Origin of the sequence: uncultured Erythrobacter sp. (genome assembly GCF_947492365.1) — a bacterium.
Classification (GTDB): Bacteria; Pseudomonadota; Alphaproteobacteria; order Sphingomonadales; family Sphingomonadaceae; genus Erythrobacter.
Genome location: NZ_CANLMB010000001.1, coordinates 925,235 through 940,137 on the forward strand (window position 1 = coordinate 925,235; position 14,903 = coordinate 940,137).

A 14,903-nucleotide genomic window follows, 5' to 3' on the forward strand; every position below is an offset into this window, starting at 1 on the left:
ACATAAGGACAAGCGAATTTTATGATCGACACATTGATCGACCAATTGAATCTCATGGGAACCGAATTCGTCCGAGCATTGCCCGGTATTGCCATCGCGCTCGTCATCATACTTATCACCGCCATTGTCGCGAAGGTCGGCGTCAGTATCGCGGACAAAGCGATCGGCAAAACTGAACTGCGCCCCTCGCTGCGGACGTTAATCAAGACGATTGTGAAGATTGGTGTCTGGCTATTCGGCTTGCTGGTCGCCGCGATTGTGGTCTTTCCGGGCCTTACTCCGGGCAGCCTGATTGCGGGCCTTGGTATCGGTGCGGTCGCGATCGGCTTTGCATTTCAGGATATTTTCGAGAACTTTCTCGCTGGCGTCCTCATCATGATCCGCGAGAAGATGCGGATCGGCGATGTGATCGAATGCGAAGGCATCGTCGGCAAGGTCGAGCACATTACCTTGCGCGAAACCCACATCCGCAAGCTGTCTGGCGAAGTCACGGTCGTGCCCAACTCGATCCTGTTCAAGAACCCGGTCGAAATCCTGACCGACAAGGAGCAGCGCCGCCATAGCGTCGTGATCGGCGTTTCCTACGACACCGACCTCGATAAGGCTGCAGAGGTCATCCGCAAGGCCGTCACAGCTGTTGAGCTGGTCGACGTGGACAAGGGTGTCGATATTTTCGCTGATGAATTCAACTCTTCCTCGGTCGATTATCTGGTCCGCTGGTGGTCGGGTTCGACCCCGCGCGCTGGCCGCGAATCGAAGGACCAAGTGGTGCGTGCGATCAAACGCGCGCTGGATGATGCGGGGATCGAGATTCCGTTCCCCTACGTCACCCATACGTTCAAGGAACGCGTGCCCATGGGCAACGAACCGGGCGAGAGCGCATAGGGGCTTTGGCAAAGGTTTTTGTGTGCTACTGATCTCTTCGAAAGAGGAGAACCCAGTGATGCAAGTGCTCAATGCCGACCTCTCGCGCTTTGCCGCGATACCCGATTATCCTTTCGCCGAGAACTGGATCGAGATTGATCTTGGCGAAGGGCATCGGGGGCGGATGCACTATCTGGATGAAGGTCCGAAGGATGGCCCGCCGGTGCTGCTGTTCCACGGCGAGCCGAGCTGGAGTTTCCTCTATCGCAAGATGATCCCCGTGTTGGTCAAAGCAGGCTTTCGCTGCCTTGCGCCAGACCTCATCGGGTTCGGAAAGAGCGATAAGCCGGACGATATCGGCTTCTACACCTATGACCGCCACGTCAGTTGGCTCGGCCAGTGGCGCGATGCGGTGGTGCCTGAAGCGGCGGCGTTGTTCTGTCAGGATTGGGGCGGATTGCTCGGCCTGCGCATGGTTGGCGAAGCGCCCGAGCGGTTCACTTGTGTCGTCGCCAGCAACACCTTCCTGCCCACTGGCGGAACACCCTCACCGGCATTCCTTGCCTGGCGCGAATTTGCCAAATCCTCTCCTGAATTTGCAATTGGCGAGCTGCTCCAGCGCGCCACCGCGACCGAGCGCTCACCCGCAGAGATTGCTGCCTATGACGCGCCCTTCCCTGATGAAGCCAGCAAAGCAGGCGCGCGAGCATTCCCGCAATTGGTCCCGGTCGAAGACGGGATGGACGGGATCGCGCAGAACAAAGCCGCTTGGAAAGGCCTCGCCGCGTTTGACAGACCGTTCCTGACCCTGTTCGGAGAGGACGATCCGGTCACAGGCGGCCTCGCCCAGCCCCTGATCGACAATATCGCCGGCGCTGCGGGAATGCCGCATGGCATGCTCTCGACCTGCGGGCATTTCTGTCAGGAGGATAGCCCGGTTGAGCTTGCCCAAGGCATGATCGACACCGCCAAGAAGGCAGGCGTGCTCTGAGCAATTCGGCACAACCGGCCGCACCAGCCCACCTCACCCGCGCGCAGGAATATGCGCTTGCGGTGACGGTCGCTGTCGTGACGGCCAATGCCTATTACATTCATCCGATCATCAGCGAGGTCGCGCGGGATTTCGGCGTGAGCGATGCACAGATCGGGATTGTGCCTGCGCTCAATCAGCTGGCCCTGGCGCTAGGCATTCTCCTGTTGTTGCCGCTGGGGGATCGCTATTCGAACAAGGCGTTGTGCATCGCCTTTGTCAGCGCGCAATGCGTGTTCATGCTCGGCATGGCTCTGGCGCAGGGTTTTGCGCTGTTCACGCTCGCATCGACCCTGCTCGGCTTTGTCACCATAGCGCCTTACCTGATCCCGGCCTTCGCTTCGAAACGCGTCGATCCCGAGCGCCTCGGCCAAGTGACCGCGTTGCTAACGGCGGGAGTGATTTTCGGCATTCTGGTCGCACGGGTGGGCGCGGGCGTCCTGGCAGAGGCCTATGGCTGGCGAGTGGTCTATTGGTGCGCCTTTGCCCTGATGGCGGCTGTGACCGCTCTACTGCCGCTCACGATGCGCAGCGAGGGGACTGCGCCCAAAGTCCCGCAAGGCAGCTATGGTGCGCTGCTCACCTCGGTCTTCACCCTCGCCCGTTCGCATCGCGATATGCTGGTGTCGGCGCTCATTCAGGGGCTGAACTTTGCGACCTTCACTGCGACCTGGTTGGCGCTGGCGCTGCATCTGACTAGCGACGCGATGGGTTATGGCGTCGATACGGTTGGCTATCTGGCAGGCATCGCAGCGATCAGCATCTTCTCGACGCCGAGGCTGGGCAAATGGGCGGATAAGGTCGGCGCAAGACGCGCGCGCTTCCTCGCCGCAATCGTCCAGCTAATCGGCGTCGCTTTGATGTATCCGTTGGGGTGGAATGTTTGGACCGTGCTGGTGCCTCTGGTGCTGGTCAACATCGTCGGGCCGAGCATCGATGTGACCGGACGGATGACTTTCCTCACGCTCGAACCGGCGATCCGCACGCGTCTGACGACGACCTATATCGTCATCATGTTTCTGGGCGGCGCAGTCGGTTCGATCCTTGGTACCGCAGTATATGACTGGGGCGGATGGGGCGGCACTTGCGCGCTCGTCTTTGCGATGTCGGCCTGCGTGCTGGGCTTGTCATACTCGGCTGCTCGCAAAGGGGATTAGGAGAGCCCCTAAGACCGAGTCCATAAAGCGCGCTTGGCGTTAACCTTTTGTTATCCGTGTTCGGTAATAAGTGCTCTTCGAAGGCACTACGGACTTTACCGAATGGCTGGTCGCACCCCCTCTCCCAAAGGGTCGCAAAACTAGAGCCGCTCCGGTCTGCCCGACTGCCTTCACCATCTCACCGGCCCTATCAAGGCCAGTAGAAAAGCGCTCCGGCTCTTCCGAACGGCACTCCCCCCTCGCCGCTACGGATATGCCGAGCGCTTTTTTGTTTGTGTGGACGCCTCCGCGCCCACTCCTCGGCGAGTCTCCTCCGCTTCGCTACGGATCGCCTACGGGCGTCCCGTCGGGCTTTGGCTCGCCTTCGGCTCACAACCATTCGATGCCAGAACCTTGCTCACAGCAGTCAGAGCGCGACTGCGCGGCCCGCAGCGGGCGCAGCTCTGCTGCGCGTCTAGCGAGGACGATTGCCCGGATGGGCAATCGAAAAACAAGAGTGGTGACCCCGGCGTGATTCGAACACGCGGCCCCCAGATTAGGAATCTGGTGCTCTATCCAGCTGAGCTACGGGGCCCCGTCGCCTCCAATAGCAGCGCAGACCTCTCAATCAATTGAGATCTTCCGGTGGAGCTATCGGGAACGGGAGCGGCGCGACCGGAACGCCTTCATCGACCAGCGCTTTGGCGTCCTCGAGGCTGGCCTGTCCGTGGATCGCCGCTTCGTCGCGCTCGCCATAATGCATTTCGCGCGATTGCTCAGCGAAGTCCTTACCCACCCACTTGCTGTTCTTAAGCGCCTTGGCCTGCGCCTGGGCAAGCTTTTGCAGGGCTTGCTGCACTTCTGCAGGCATGGGCGTGTTCGAAACCGGCTGAGTGTCAGCTTGTGCAGGCACGGGAGCAGGCGCTGCGCGGTCAGTGTTGCCTTTAGCGGGAACTGCAGGCGCCATCGGGGCTTTACCAATTTCCGCCGAGCCGCATTCAGGACAACTCACCAGACCACGCTCCCGCTGATCCTCATAATCGGAGGAAGAGCCGAACCAGCCTTCGAAGCGGTGGCCATGGGCGCAGTGGAGGTCGAATACGATCATTACGCGCGACTAATTGGGGATTTCGCGGCGGTTGGCAAGGCTGGGCACCTGCGCGCGCACTTCGGCGATCCGGCCAAGGTCGATGTCGCAAAATCCAAGACCCGGCTCCTCGCCCATATCGAGCAGAACCTCACCCCAAGGATCGACGACGAGGCTGTGGCCGTAAGTTTCGCGGCCATCCTCGTGCTTTCCGGTTTGCGCGGCTGCGATCACGAAGGCGCTGGCTTCGATGGCACGCGCACGCAACAGGACATGCCAATGCGCCTCGCCTGTGGGTTTGGTGAAGGCGGCGGGCACCGCGATGGCATCGCATCGGCGGTTTCCGAGAGCCTCGAACAACGCGGGAAAGCGCATGTCATAGCAGACTGACAAGCCGAGCCTGCCAACTGGCGTGTCTTCCACCGCTACGACCTTGTTGCCGGCCTCGTACGCTTTGCTTTCGCGCCAAGTCTCACCGGTCGACAATTCGACGTCGAACATGTGCATCTTGTCATAGGTAACGGGATCGACCGGTCCGTCGCAATTTCTGTCGAAATACATCGAGCGGTTTGCAAACCGCCCTTCCTGGCTTGGCACAGGCATGGAGCCCAAAGCGATGTCGATACCGAATTCCATCGCATAGTTGGTCAGACGTTCCTTAAGCTCCCAGACCAGACCGGGTTCGATCGAAGCGGACGCGCGTTTACGATCACGGTCAAGCAGTGTCGCCATCTCGGGCGTGAATAGCACCTGCGCGCCCTCTCCTGCCGCCGCCTGAGCCGCGTCTTCAATCGCAAACAGATTAGCCTCGGGATCAATCCCCGAAGTCATCTGCAAGATCGCGATTTTGGGCATTGCTGCGCCCTACCCCGCCAGCAATGCGTCGAGCTTGCCCTGCGCCTCTAGCATGGCGAGATCGTCGGAGCCGCCGATGTGGTGATCGCCGATGAAAATCTGGGGCACGGTGCGCGCTTCGGGTGCGCGCTCAAGCATCTCTGCCTTTTTCGGGCCGCCCATTGTGATGTCGTGCTCCTTGAACTCCACACCCTTGGACGACAGCAGATGCTTTGCCCGGTGGCAAAAGCCGCAGGTGAACTTGGTGTAGATGTCGACGGTCGGTTTGGTCATCGCGTTAATCCTGTAAATCCGCTTTCAAAGCCGCATTCAAAAACTCTTGAAAGCCGGTTTGCCCGTCCTAATTAGTGTGTGTCGCCGGTTTGATCCAGTTGTTCCGCCAATAATGGGGAGCCGCAGACCGCGATTCACCGGCAGGCGCTGCATGAGGCAGGCCTGTCACCACACAAATTGCTCAAAGCAAAGAGGATTTGAACTATGTCACGTCTTGATTTTACCCCCTATCGCCGCAGCACCGTTGGCTTTGACCGCCTGTTCGACATGCTCGAAAGCCAGGCCCGCGCCAGTTCGGGCGACAATTACCCACCCTTCAACATCGCGCGGCGCGGTGAAGACAATTACCGGATCACCCTCGCCGTCGCCGGTTTCCGCCCGCAGGATATTGAGATCACTGCGCAGGCCAACCTGCTGACCGTGCAAGGCAAGAAACGCGAAGAGAACGACGATGGTAGCGAGCTGCTCCATGTCGGGATCGCAAACCGCGGCTTTGAACGCCGATTTGAACTGGCCGACTATGTCCGCGTCGCAAATGCCGACCTGGCAGACGGTCTGCTGATCATCGATCTGGTACGCGAAGTGCCCGAGGCGATGAAGCCCAAGAAGATCGCGGTGAATGGCAGCACCAATGCCAGCGCAACTCTGACCGCTGTCCCAGACAGCGATAAGGACGACTCCGCCAACGCTGCGTGAGCGCAAGTCCCGCGATAATCTCGATAATTTGATAAAGTTAAGTGGGGGCGGTCCCGAAGGACTCGCCCCCGCGGTTTTAACACCGCCTCGTCCGGTTCTGACCATCCGGGTCGCAGAAGATGGTCAATCCCGGCTCGAGCTCGTTGCAGCCATGTATGGAAGCCGCGATGGCGGCTATGCTGCGAAACCCTGTATCTGTTTTGCCCTTCTTTCGCTTCGATCAGACGCCCGGACCTACGCTGGGCACCCTTACGAAAACCTGTAGGCTTGCCGACTGGTAAAACGCATTTGGTCGCTGACGCAAGCGCTATTTCGAAAGCTTGTAAAAAGACGACAGATTATATCAGATAAAGAGCCCCATCCGCTGTTTTACGAATGACCAGCGCAGGATTGAAACTCTCGGGGGATCAGACCAGACGCGATTGCTCAAGCGCTGCGGCGATGAAACCGGCGAATAGCGGATGCGGGTCAAACGGTTTCGACTTGAGCTCCGGATGGAACTGCACCCCTACAAACCACGGATGGTCAGGCCGCTCAACAATCTCGGGCAGCAGGCCATCGGGTGACATGCCGGAGAACACCAGACCCTGCCGCTCCAGCGGGTCGATATAGGCGCTGTTGACCTCGAACCGGTGGCGGTGACGTTCGTGGATTGTCTCTGCGCCGCCATAGATGCGCGAAGTGTGGCTGTTGCCAGCGAGCTTGGCCTCATAGGCGCCCAGACGCATCGTGCCGCCCAGATCGCCGCCCTCTTCGCGCTCCTGAATGCCCTCTTCGCTCATCCATTCGGTGATGATGCCGACGACAGGTTCGTTGGTATCGCCGAATTCGGTCGAGGATGCCGCGTCATAACCGGCAGCGCGGGCGCCTTCGATACAGGCCATCTGCATGCCGAGGCAGATGCCGAAGAACGGGACTTTGCGCGTGCGGGCAAAGCGCACGCTCGAAATCTTACCTTCGCTGCCGCGTTCGCCAAACCCGCCGGGCACAAGAATGCCGTGGAGTGGTTCCAGCGCCGAAACGATCTCAGATTCGTCTTCGCCTTCGAAGATTTCGGCGTCGATCCAGCGGATATTGACCTTCACACGGTTGGCGAGCCCGCCATGGACGAGCGCTTCGTTGAGGCTCTTATAGGCGTCAGGCAGTCCGACATATTTGCCGACAACACCGATTGTCACTTCGCCTTCGGGGTTGAAGTAGCGGTCAGTCACATCCTCCCAAGCGGCGAGGTCGGGATCGGGTGCGTCGGTGATGCCAAAGGCGCGCAGCACTTCGGCGTCGAGACCCTGTTCGTGATATTGCTGCGGGACCGAATAGATCGACGGCGCGTCGAGCGCGGGGATCACCGCCTCTTTGCGCACGTTGCAGAAATTCGCGATCTTCTGGCGCTCGCCATCGGGGATCGGGTGCTCAGCGCGGCACAGCAGCACGTCCGGCTTGATACCGAGGCTTGCCAGTTCGCGCACCGAATGCTGCGTCGGCTTGGTCTTCAGCTCGCCTGCTGCGGCGATATAGGGCACTAGCGTGACGTGGACGCTGAGCGTCTGCATCGGCTCCAGCTCGTTCCTGAGCTGACGAATCGCCTCCATGAAGGGCAGCGATTCGATGTCGCCCACGGTCCCGCCGATCTCGCACAGGATGAAATCGTGATCGTCCTGGCCCGCGAGCGCGAATTCCTTGATCGCATCGGTCACATGCGGGATCACCTGCACAGTCGCGCCCAGATAATCGCCGCGGCGTTCCTTGGCGATGATGTCGCGATAGACGCGGCCCGAGGTGATGTTGTCGCTCTGGCGCGCTGAGACGCCGGTGAAGCGCTCGTAGTGGCCAAGGTCGAGATCGGTCTCGGCCCCGTCATCGGTCACATAGACCTCGCCGTGCTGATACGGGCTCATCGTGCCCGGATCGACGTTGAGATATGGGTCAAACTTGCGGATGCGCACCTTGTACCCACGCGCCTGAAGGAGCGCAGCAAGACTTGCTGCCATGAGACCTTTGCCGAGCGAGGAGACCACGCCGCCGGTGATAAATATGTACCGCGCCATGGGAGTTGAGCCTTAAGCGTCTGATTGGATTCGGGGCAAGCGAATTGCACCGCGAGAAGGCGCGCAATCCACAAGGATGTGAGAAAGTGTTGCTTTAACGCCGATTATTCGGCGAGCGGATCGTCGCTTGCAGGTTCACCCAGCAAATCTTCGGTCGAAGCTGCTGCGCTGCCCTCACCGTCCGAGCTTTCGCCCAGAAGGTCATCGGCGCTTGGTGCGGTGACATTGCGATCGAGATCGCTGGTGATGTCATCCAGGCTCGATTCGTTCACGGCCAGTGCCGCAAGCGTGATCGACAGGCCGACAAAGGCAATTGCCAGCCAGCGGGTCGAGCGTGTGAGGAAATCCGCAGCGCCGCGTGCGCCCAGTGCGCCGGACGGATTGCCGCCAATGCCAAGCCCCCCGCCTTCGCTGCGCTGCATGAGCACGACGGCGACGAGCGCGGCGGCCACGATGGCCTGAATGACGGTAAGGATGATGAACAGCGACATGAATTTCTCTACTCGGGTCTAGTCAGTGCAGCGCATCTAGTGATGCAAGCGCGCCGGGGCAAGGCACAACCCGCCGCGACGCCTCTGCAATCAGCTCTCTTCGCTGTCACCAGCTGCCAATGCGATGCCCATAAAGCTGTCTGCGGTGAGGCTCGCCCCGCCAACCAATGCACCGCCGACTTCGGCAGTGCCAAGGATTTCGCCAGCATTTTCAGGCTTCACGGAGCCGCCATAGAGAATGCGGACTTCGCTGCCCTGCTCATCGCCGTACAATTCGACCAGCAACGCGCGCAGCTCGCCGTGCATTTCGGCAATATCTTCAACGGTCGCGGTCTTGCCGGTACCAATCGCCCAGATCGGTTCATAGGCGATGGTGAGCGTATCTGCCGGATTCTCGATTTTCTCTGGCAGCGACGCCTTGATCTGCTTTTTGACAAAGCCGACCGCGCGGCCTGCATCGCGGGTTTTCTCGGTCTCGCCGCAGCACATGATGACACGCAGGCCAGCTGCAAAGGCGGATTCGGCCTTCGCGCGGACCGTCGCGTCATTTTCGGAATGGTTCTGACGCCGCTCGCTATGGCCTAGAATTACGAATTTTGCGCCGGCATCGGCGATCATCGCGGCAGAAATGTCGCCGGTATGCGCGCCTTCCGCCTCGTGATGGCAATCCTGAGCGCCCACTGCGATCTGTTCCGCCTCGCGGTGGACCGGGTGGATCAGCGTGTAAGGCGGCGCGATCGCCACCTCCACTTTCATATGGCGCTGGGCTGCGCGGTCGATGGCGCGCGCTTCGGAAAGCATGGCGCGGGTGCCATGCATCTTCCAGTTTCCAACGATATAGGGCCGCAAGGGCATCACGTTTTCCTGTAAATACGAAAGAGTTCTACGATTCTGCGATGCAGATGTAGGTAACGGGGGACGGGTCCGCTAGCCGAGGACTTATCTTTAGTCAAAAGCTCTGCGAACCTGTTGCCGCGAGGTCGCAGGGCCGATATGGCGCGTCTCCAAGGAATCCGGCGGCGTAACGCACCCTATATCGCCTTCGGACCAAGCACACGATCGAACGCTCGCCCCGTCTGCGGCGGTGTTCGATACTACCGGGAAGACGCAAGAATATGATTTCGCTGTTTCGCAATTTCTTCCAGTCCAAGATTGGCCTGCCGATATTTATCGGATTTCTCGTCCTTGTCGGTTTCGCCTTTGCGATGGCGGATGTTTCCGGTTCGGCGACGTTTGGCGGTTTGACCGGCGATGACAAGATTGTTGTCGTGGGCAATGACGATGTGTCTGCAGTCGAAATGACAAGTTCGATGAACAGCGCCCTGCGTCAGGCGCAGGCGCAAAACCCGACGATCACGATGCAGCAATTCATCGATAGCGGCGCGCTGGAAGACCAGCTTGAACTGATTATCGACCGCTATTCTATCGGCATGTTCGCTCAGGATTACGGCCTGCGCGCCGGCGAAAATCTGGTGAATAGCGAGCTGCTCCAGATTTCCGCTTTCCAGGATCTGACCGGCAATTTCGACCGCGCCACATACCTCGCCGCGTTGCAGCGACAGGGCATAACTGACGAGATTTTGCGGCGCGACATTTCGGACGGGATGCTGGCTCAGCAAATCCTCAGCCCTGCCTTTGCTGCACCCGTGATGCCCGAAGCTGTGGCGCGCCAATATGCCGCTTTGGTGCTTGAGCGGCGGCGCGGTTCGATCGGACTTATCCCCGGCAGCGAATTCGCGCCGGATGCCGATCCGGCCGAGGAAGAGCTCAACACATTCTACAGCGAGAACCGTTCTGACTACGTGCTGCCCGAACGGCGGACTTTGCGCGTTGCAACCTTTGGCGCGGACAGCGTGACCGCCGATCTCGAACCGACTGCAGAGCAGATCGCTGAACGTTACGAAGCCAATGCCGAGCTTTACGATGCGGGCGAGCGGCGCGCGGTTACGTCCTTTGTGGTCCCGACGCAGGAGGCCGCCAATGCGCTGGTCGCCCGTATCCGCGGCGGCATTTCACTCGAAGCCGCAGCGCAGGAGGCGGGCTTCAACGTTTCTCCCGGCCCCTTGCTTGAACGCGACGAACTGACCAGCTCAACCAGCGCCGCTCTGGCAGACGCTGTCTTTGCCGCGAGCGAAGGCAGTGTTGCCGATCCGGCACGCGCGGCACTGGGCTGGTATGTGGCGCGCGTCGATGATGTCGAGGCAATTCCTGCACGCAGCCTTGCCGAAGTGCGCGACGATATCGCAGGGGCATTGCGGCGGGAAGCGCAAATGGAAGCCCTTGCCGAACTGAGCAGCCGGATCGAAGAAATGGTCAACACCGGCACGTCGCTCACCGATGTGGCGACGGGGCTTGGTCTTGAAATGACCTCTTTTCCCGATGTGACCGCCAATGGCCAGGTGTTCGGATCGCCGGGTCAGGGGATTCCTCCCGGCCTGCGTCCGATTCTGGATACGGCTTTCCAGATGAGCGAAGGCAATCCGCAACTCGCTGAGCTGGTGCCGGGAGTGCAGTTCCTGATTTTCGACGTGGCGGACATTGTTGAAAGCGATGCCCCTCCGATTGAACTCATCCGCGACCGCGTCGTCCGCGATTGGAAGCAAAACGAAGGCAACAAGGCGGCGCGTGAGGCTGCGGACCGTATCTTGGCCGCTGTGCGCGGAGGAACCGCTCTGCCCGAGGCAATGCGGGCAGAGAACGCCGCACTCGGCCGGATCGAAAATGTCGATCTTCGCCGCGTCGACCTGCTTGCCAATGCCGAGCAGGGCATTCCGACTGCGCTCGTCTTGATGTTCTCGATGGCGCAGAACTCGACCAAGATCCTTGAGGATTCGGCTAATCTTGGTTGGTATGTGGTCGATCTTGACGCGATTGAGACCGATCCGATCGAAGACAATCCCGATACGCTCACCCAGACCCGCGAGCAGCTTACCCCGGCGCTGGTTGGCGAATACAACGCACAGCTGACCCGCGCGATCCGCGATGAAGTCGGCGTTGAGCGAAACGAAGAGGCAATCGAGCAATTGCGCGCGACGTTGACCGGCGCGCGCTGACGCTGATGCGCGCTTTGAACATCTAGCCCTGATCAACGAGTGACGTCCCCCGCCCGCCTGGAAAACGCTCAAGCCGCAGCGCAAGCCCTTGCCAGCGGCAAGCCCGCGCTGGTGTGGCGGCGCGTGGTTGCGGATAGCGACACGCCCGTAGGCGCAGCTCGGCGCTTGATCGAGCCGGGGCGCGGCGACTTCCTGCTCGAATCGGTCGAAGGCGGCGAGGTGCGCGGGCGTTACAGCCTGCTTGGCCTCGACCCTGATCTGGTCTTCCGCGCCAGCGAGAGCGCGGCCGCGATCAACCGCACTTGGAAAAGCGACCGCGAGGCGTTTGAGGCGTGCGAGGGCGATGCGCTGTCCGAATTGCGCACACTCGCCGCGCAGTGCCGGATCGACGTGCCTGACGCTCTGCCGCCTGCCCTCGCCTGCCTGGTCGGCTATTTCGGCTACGAGACTATTGGCCTTGTCGAAACGCTCCCCCGTGCGCCGCAAAGCGAGCTTGCGCTGCCCGACATGTTGTTTGTGCGGCCCACCGTGATCCTGATCTTCGATAGCCTTTCGGACCAGCTCTATTGCGTCGCACCGATCTGGAGCGCCAGCGATCCGGCGCGGTCAATTGAAGAAGCAGGCGATCGCATCGACGAAACTCTGCGCACCCTCGCTCGCCCCCGCCCTGACCAACCGCGCCTCTCCGGCGATGTTGCCGAACCGGAACTGACGCCGGTGATGCAGGGGGAAGACTACAAGGGGCTGGTCGGCCGCGCGAAGGACTACATTCTGGCAGGCGATGTCTTTCAGGTGGTGCTGGCGCAGCGCTTTACCTGCCCGTTCGAGCTGCCTCCGCTGGAACTCTACCGCAGCCTGCGCCGGGTTAACCCCTCGCCCTTCCTCTATTTCCTCGACCTGCCCGGCTTTGCGATTGTCGGGTCCAGCCCTGAGATCCTCGTCCGCGTGCGCGACGGCGAAGTCACAATACGGCCCATCGCCGGCACGCGGCCTCGTGGGGAAAATCGCGCGGAAGACGACGCCAACGAAGCCTCGCTGTTGGCTGACCCCAAGGAACGCGCAGAACACCTCATGCTGCTCGATCTGGGCCGCAACGATGTTGGCCGCGTCGCGCAACAGGGCAGCGTCGAAGTCACCGACAGCTTCACCATTGAGCGCTACAGCCACGTCATGCACATCGTCTCCAATGTTGTTGGAGAGTTGGCGGGCGACAAAGACGCGCTCGACGCTTTGTTCGCAGGCTTTCCCGCAGGCACCGTGTCAGGCGCGCCCAAGATCAGAGCCTGCGAGATCATCGCCGAACTCGAACCCGAAACGCGCGGAGCCTATGCGGGCGGTGTCGGCTATTTCGCGCCTGACGGATCAGTGGATAGCTGCATCGTGCTGCGCACAGCCGTCGTCAAAGACGGGGTCATGCATGTGCAAGCGGGCGCGGGGATTGTCGCTGATAGCGAGCCTGACTACGAACTCGCCGAATGCCGCGCAAAGGCAGGCGCTTTGATCGCCGCAGCAAAAGAAGCCGTACGCATCGCCAGCGAACCGGAATTTGGACAATGAAGAAGTACCTCCTCCTGATCGCCCCCTTTGGCCTCACCCTCACCGCCTGCGAACAGCAGCCCGAAGGCGAGCCTGTCGTGCGCACTGAACTGGGCGAACCGGTGGCGAGCAGCGAGCCCGTAGAAGAGCTTGTGCCAACGCAGGCCGCCAATCCCGCCTCAGCCTGTCAACCCGTGACATTCGAAGGCGTTTCGCTCACGCACTGCATCGCCGATCCCGAACTTCACCGGATCAGCACCGGCCTTGCGCCTGCGAGCGGTGAGAATTTCGGCACTATCGAAGCGTGGGCCGCTGGCCGCAATGAGGGCGACATCGCCTTTGTTATGAATGGCGGCATGTATGACGACGCGCTGCGTCCCATCGGCTATTACGTGCAAGACCGCGACCGGCTTGCCGAGCTCAACCGCGCGGACGGGGACGGGAACTTTTTCCTCAAGCCCAATGGCGTGTTTTTCGGCACTGGCGGCAGATGGCAGTTGATCGAGACCGACACGTTCCTGCGGACCATCGGCACTCGCCCTGAATTCGGCACGCAATCGGGGCCGATGCTGGTCATCAATGGTAATCTGCATCCGGAGATTCAGGATGACGGCCCATCAAAAGCCTTGCGCAATGGCGTCGGCGTGGCGAGCGACGGTAAGGCGCATTTCGTCATCTCGAACGCGCCCTTGAGCTTCGGCCAACTCGCGCGCTTCTTCCGCGACGAGCTGGAAGTGCCCAATGCGCTCTTCCTCGACGGCAATATTTCCTCGCTTTGGGATCCAGCAACAGGCCGTATGGATAGCCGCCGCGTCGGCCCGTTGCTGGTGGTGGAGAAAGTCCCCGGAGCAGAACAATGAGCAATTCCAACATGATTGACTACGCCCGCACGCTCTATCCCGAGATCGAACCCTACGAGACCGGCATGCTCGATGTCGGCGAAGGGCATCAGCTCTATTACGAGCGGGTTGGCACCCCGGGTGCGAAGCCTGCGGTGTTCCTGCATGGCGGTCCAGGAGGCGGCATGGCCCCCTCCCATCGCCGCCAGTGGGATCCCTCGAAATACGACGTGCTGCTGTTCGACCAGCGCGGCTGCGGCAAATCGCTGCCCTTTGCCGAGATCGAGAATAACGACACATGGCGCATCGTCGCCGATATCGAGCGGCTGCGCGAAATGTGCGGGCATGAGGCTTGGCAAGTGTTCGGCGGCAGCTGGGGCGCGACGCTTGCGCTCGCCTATGCGCAAAAGCACCCTGAGCGCACCACAGAGATCATCCTGCGCGGCGTCTTCCTCGCCCGTCAGAGCGAAAAGGGCTGGCTCTACAATTTCGGCGCGAGCCAGATCATGGCGGAGCAATGGGACGCCTTCACCGGCCTGATACCCGAAGACGAACGCGGCGATCTGGTGAAGGCCTATTACGAGCGCCTGACCAGCGACGACGAAGCCACACGGCTCGAAGCGGCCAAGCAATGGTCGCTGTGGGAGGGCAATGTCGCGACTTTGCTGCCCAATGAAAGCCTGCTCGAAGAGTTTGCTGACCCGTCCAAAGCCGTCCCATTCGCCCGCATCTGCGCGCGTTTCTTCCTCGAGGATTTCTTCCTTGAAGAAGCTCAGCTGGTGCGTGATATCGACCGGATCAAGGACATCCCCATGGTGATCGTCCAAGGCCGCCACGACATCTGCACCCCGCCCACCAGCGCGTGGGAGATCAAGAAAGCCCTACCCGAAGCGGAACTCTGGATGGTCGCGGACGCAGGCCACTCTGCGAGCGAACCGGGGATTATCGACGGGCTAGTGCGCGCGACCGACAAGTTTGCCTAGGAGCGTGAACCAAGC

14 protein-coding genes and 1 tRNA gene are annotated in these 14,903 nt (G+C 60.7%); 8 read left to right on the forward strand and 7 right to left on the reverse strand.

Annotated features, from left to right (window positions below; translation table 11 throughout):
* Positions 1 to 21 precede the first annotated feature (21 nt).
* From Q0887_RS04515 to Q0887_RS04525, 3 genes are all read left to right on the forward strand, one after another.
* Positions 22 to 885 carry a mechanosensitive ion channel family protein gene (locus Q0887_RS04515; protein ID WP_299192687.1) on the forward strand — a complete coding sequence of 288 codons (864 nt, stop codon included), beginning with the start codon at positions 22 to 24 and terminating at the stop codon, positions 883 to 885.
* A gap of 58 nt (positions 886 to 943) precedes the next feature.
* A complete protein-coding gene (locus Q0887_RS04520; RefSeq protein WP_299192689.1) occupies positions 944 to 1,855 on the forward strand; it encodes a haloalkane dehalogenase in 912 nt (303 codons plus the stop codon).
* 62 nt (positions 1,856 to 1,917) lie between these two features.
* Entirely contained in the window at positions 1,918 to 3,051 is a 1,134-nt protein-coding gene (locus tag Q0887_RS04525; protein ID WP_299192691.1) for an MFS transporter, read from the forward strand.
* Between the two features lie 497 nt (positions 3,052 to 3,548).
* On the opposite strand, the gene Q0887_RS04530 is transcribed toward Q0887_RS04525, so the two are convergent.
* The 4 genes from Q0887_RS04530 to grxC form a co-directional block, all read right to left on the reverse strand.
* Positions 3,549 to 3,625 (reverse strand) — tRNA-Arg (locus tag Q0887_RS04530).
* 33 nt (positions 3,626 to 3,658) lie between these two features.
* Entirely contained in the window at positions 3,659 to 4,138 is a 480-nt protein-coding gene (locus tag Q0887_RS04535) for a DUF1178 family protein (protein ID WP_299192693.1), read from the reverse strand.
* Between the two features lie 9 nt (positions 4,139 to 4,147).
* Positions 4,148 to 4,972: a carbon-nitrogen hydrolase family protein gene (locus tag Q0887_RS04540; RefSeq protein WP_299192695.1), complete on the reverse strand. Its 825-nt coding sequence runs from the start codon at positions 4,970 to 4,972 to the stop codon at positions 4,148 to 4,150.
* Positions 4,973 to 4,981: 9 nt separating this feature from the next.
* Positions 4,982 to 5,245: a glutaredoxin 3 gene (grxC, locus tag Q0887_RS04545; protein WP_299192696.1), complete on the reverse strand. Its 264-nt coding sequence runs from the start codon at positions 5,243 to 5,245 to the stop codon at positions 4,982 to 4,984.
* A 204-nt stretch (positions 5,246 to 5,449) separates the two neighbouring features.
* Between grxC and Q0887_RS04550 the strand changes: the two genes are divergently transcribed.
* The gene (locus Q0887_RS04550; protein WP_299192698.1) at positions 5,450 to 5,941 is read left to right on the forward strand and encodes an Hsp20 family protein; all 492 of its coding nucleotides are present in this window, start codon (positions 5,450 to 5,452) and stop codon (positions 5,939 to 5,941) included.
* A 407-nt stretch (positions 5,942 to 6,348) separates the two neighbouring features.
* On the opposite strand, the gene Q0887_RS04555 is transcribed toward Q0887_RS04550, so the two are convergent.
* The 3 genes from Q0887_RS04555 to tpiA all read right to left on the reverse strand — a co-directional run bounded on the left by Q0887_RS04555 (position 6,349) and on the right by tpiA (position 9,332).
* Positions 6,349 to 7,986: a CTP synthase gene (locus Q0887_RS04555; protein ID WP_299192699.1), complete on the reverse strand. Its 1,638-nt coding sequence runs from the start codon at positions 7,984 to 7,986 to the stop codon at positions 6,349 to 6,351.
* Between the two features lie 104 nt (positions 7,987 to 8,090).
* Positions 8,091 to 8,477 (reverse strand): preprotein translocase subunit SecG, encoded by a 387-nt coding sequence (secG, locus tag Q0887_RS04560; RefSeq protein ID WP_299192701.1) that lies wholly within the window; start codon positions 8,475 to 8,477, stop codon positions 8,091 to 8,093.
* A gap of 90 nt (positions 8,478 to 8,567) precedes the next feature.
* On the reverse strand, positions 8,568 to 9,332 hold the full coding sequence (gene tpiA / locus Q0887_RS04565) for a triose-phosphate isomerase (RefSeq protein WP_299192703.1): 765 nt from the start codon (positions 9,330 to 9,332) through the stop codon (positions 8,568 to 8,570).
* A gap of 260 nt (positions 9,333 to 9,592) precedes the next feature.
* Between tpiA and Q0887_RS04570 the strand changes: the two genes are divergently transcribed.
* The 4 genes from Q0887_RS04570 to pip are packed head-to-tail and all read left to right on the forward strand — an operon-like array spanning position 9,593 to position 14,888.
* Positions 9,593 to 11,530 (forward strand): peptidylprolyl isomerase, encoded by a 1,938-nt coding sequence (locus Q0887_RS04570; protein ID WP_299192705.1) that lies wholly within the window; start codon positions 9,593 to 9,595, stop codon positions 11,528 to 11,530.
* Between the two features lie 39 nt (positions 11,531 to 11,569).
* Positions 11,570 to 13,087, forward strand: a complete 1,518-nt coding sequence (trpE, locus tag Q0887_RS04575) for an anthranilate synthase component I (RefSeq protein ID WP_299192707.1) — start codon at positions 11,570 to 11,572, stop codon at positions 13,085 to 13,087.
* Entirely contained in the window at positions 13,084 to 13,926 is an 843-nt protein-coding gene (locus Q0887_RS04580) for a phosphodiester glycosidase family protein (protein ID WP_299192709.1), read from the forward strand. Before trpE ends, Q0887_RS04580 begins: the two co-directional genes overlap by 4 nt.
* Positions 13,923 to 14,888: a prolyl aminopeptidase gene (gene pip, locus Q0887_RS04585; RefSeq protein ID WP_299192711.1), complete on the forward strand. Its 966-nt coding sequence runs from the start codon at positions 13,923 to 13,925 to the stop codon at positions 14,886 to 14,888. Before Q0887_RS04580 ends, pip begins: the two co-directional genes overlap by 4 nt.
* The last annotated feature ends 15 nt before the right edge of the window (positions 14,889 to 14,903 follow it).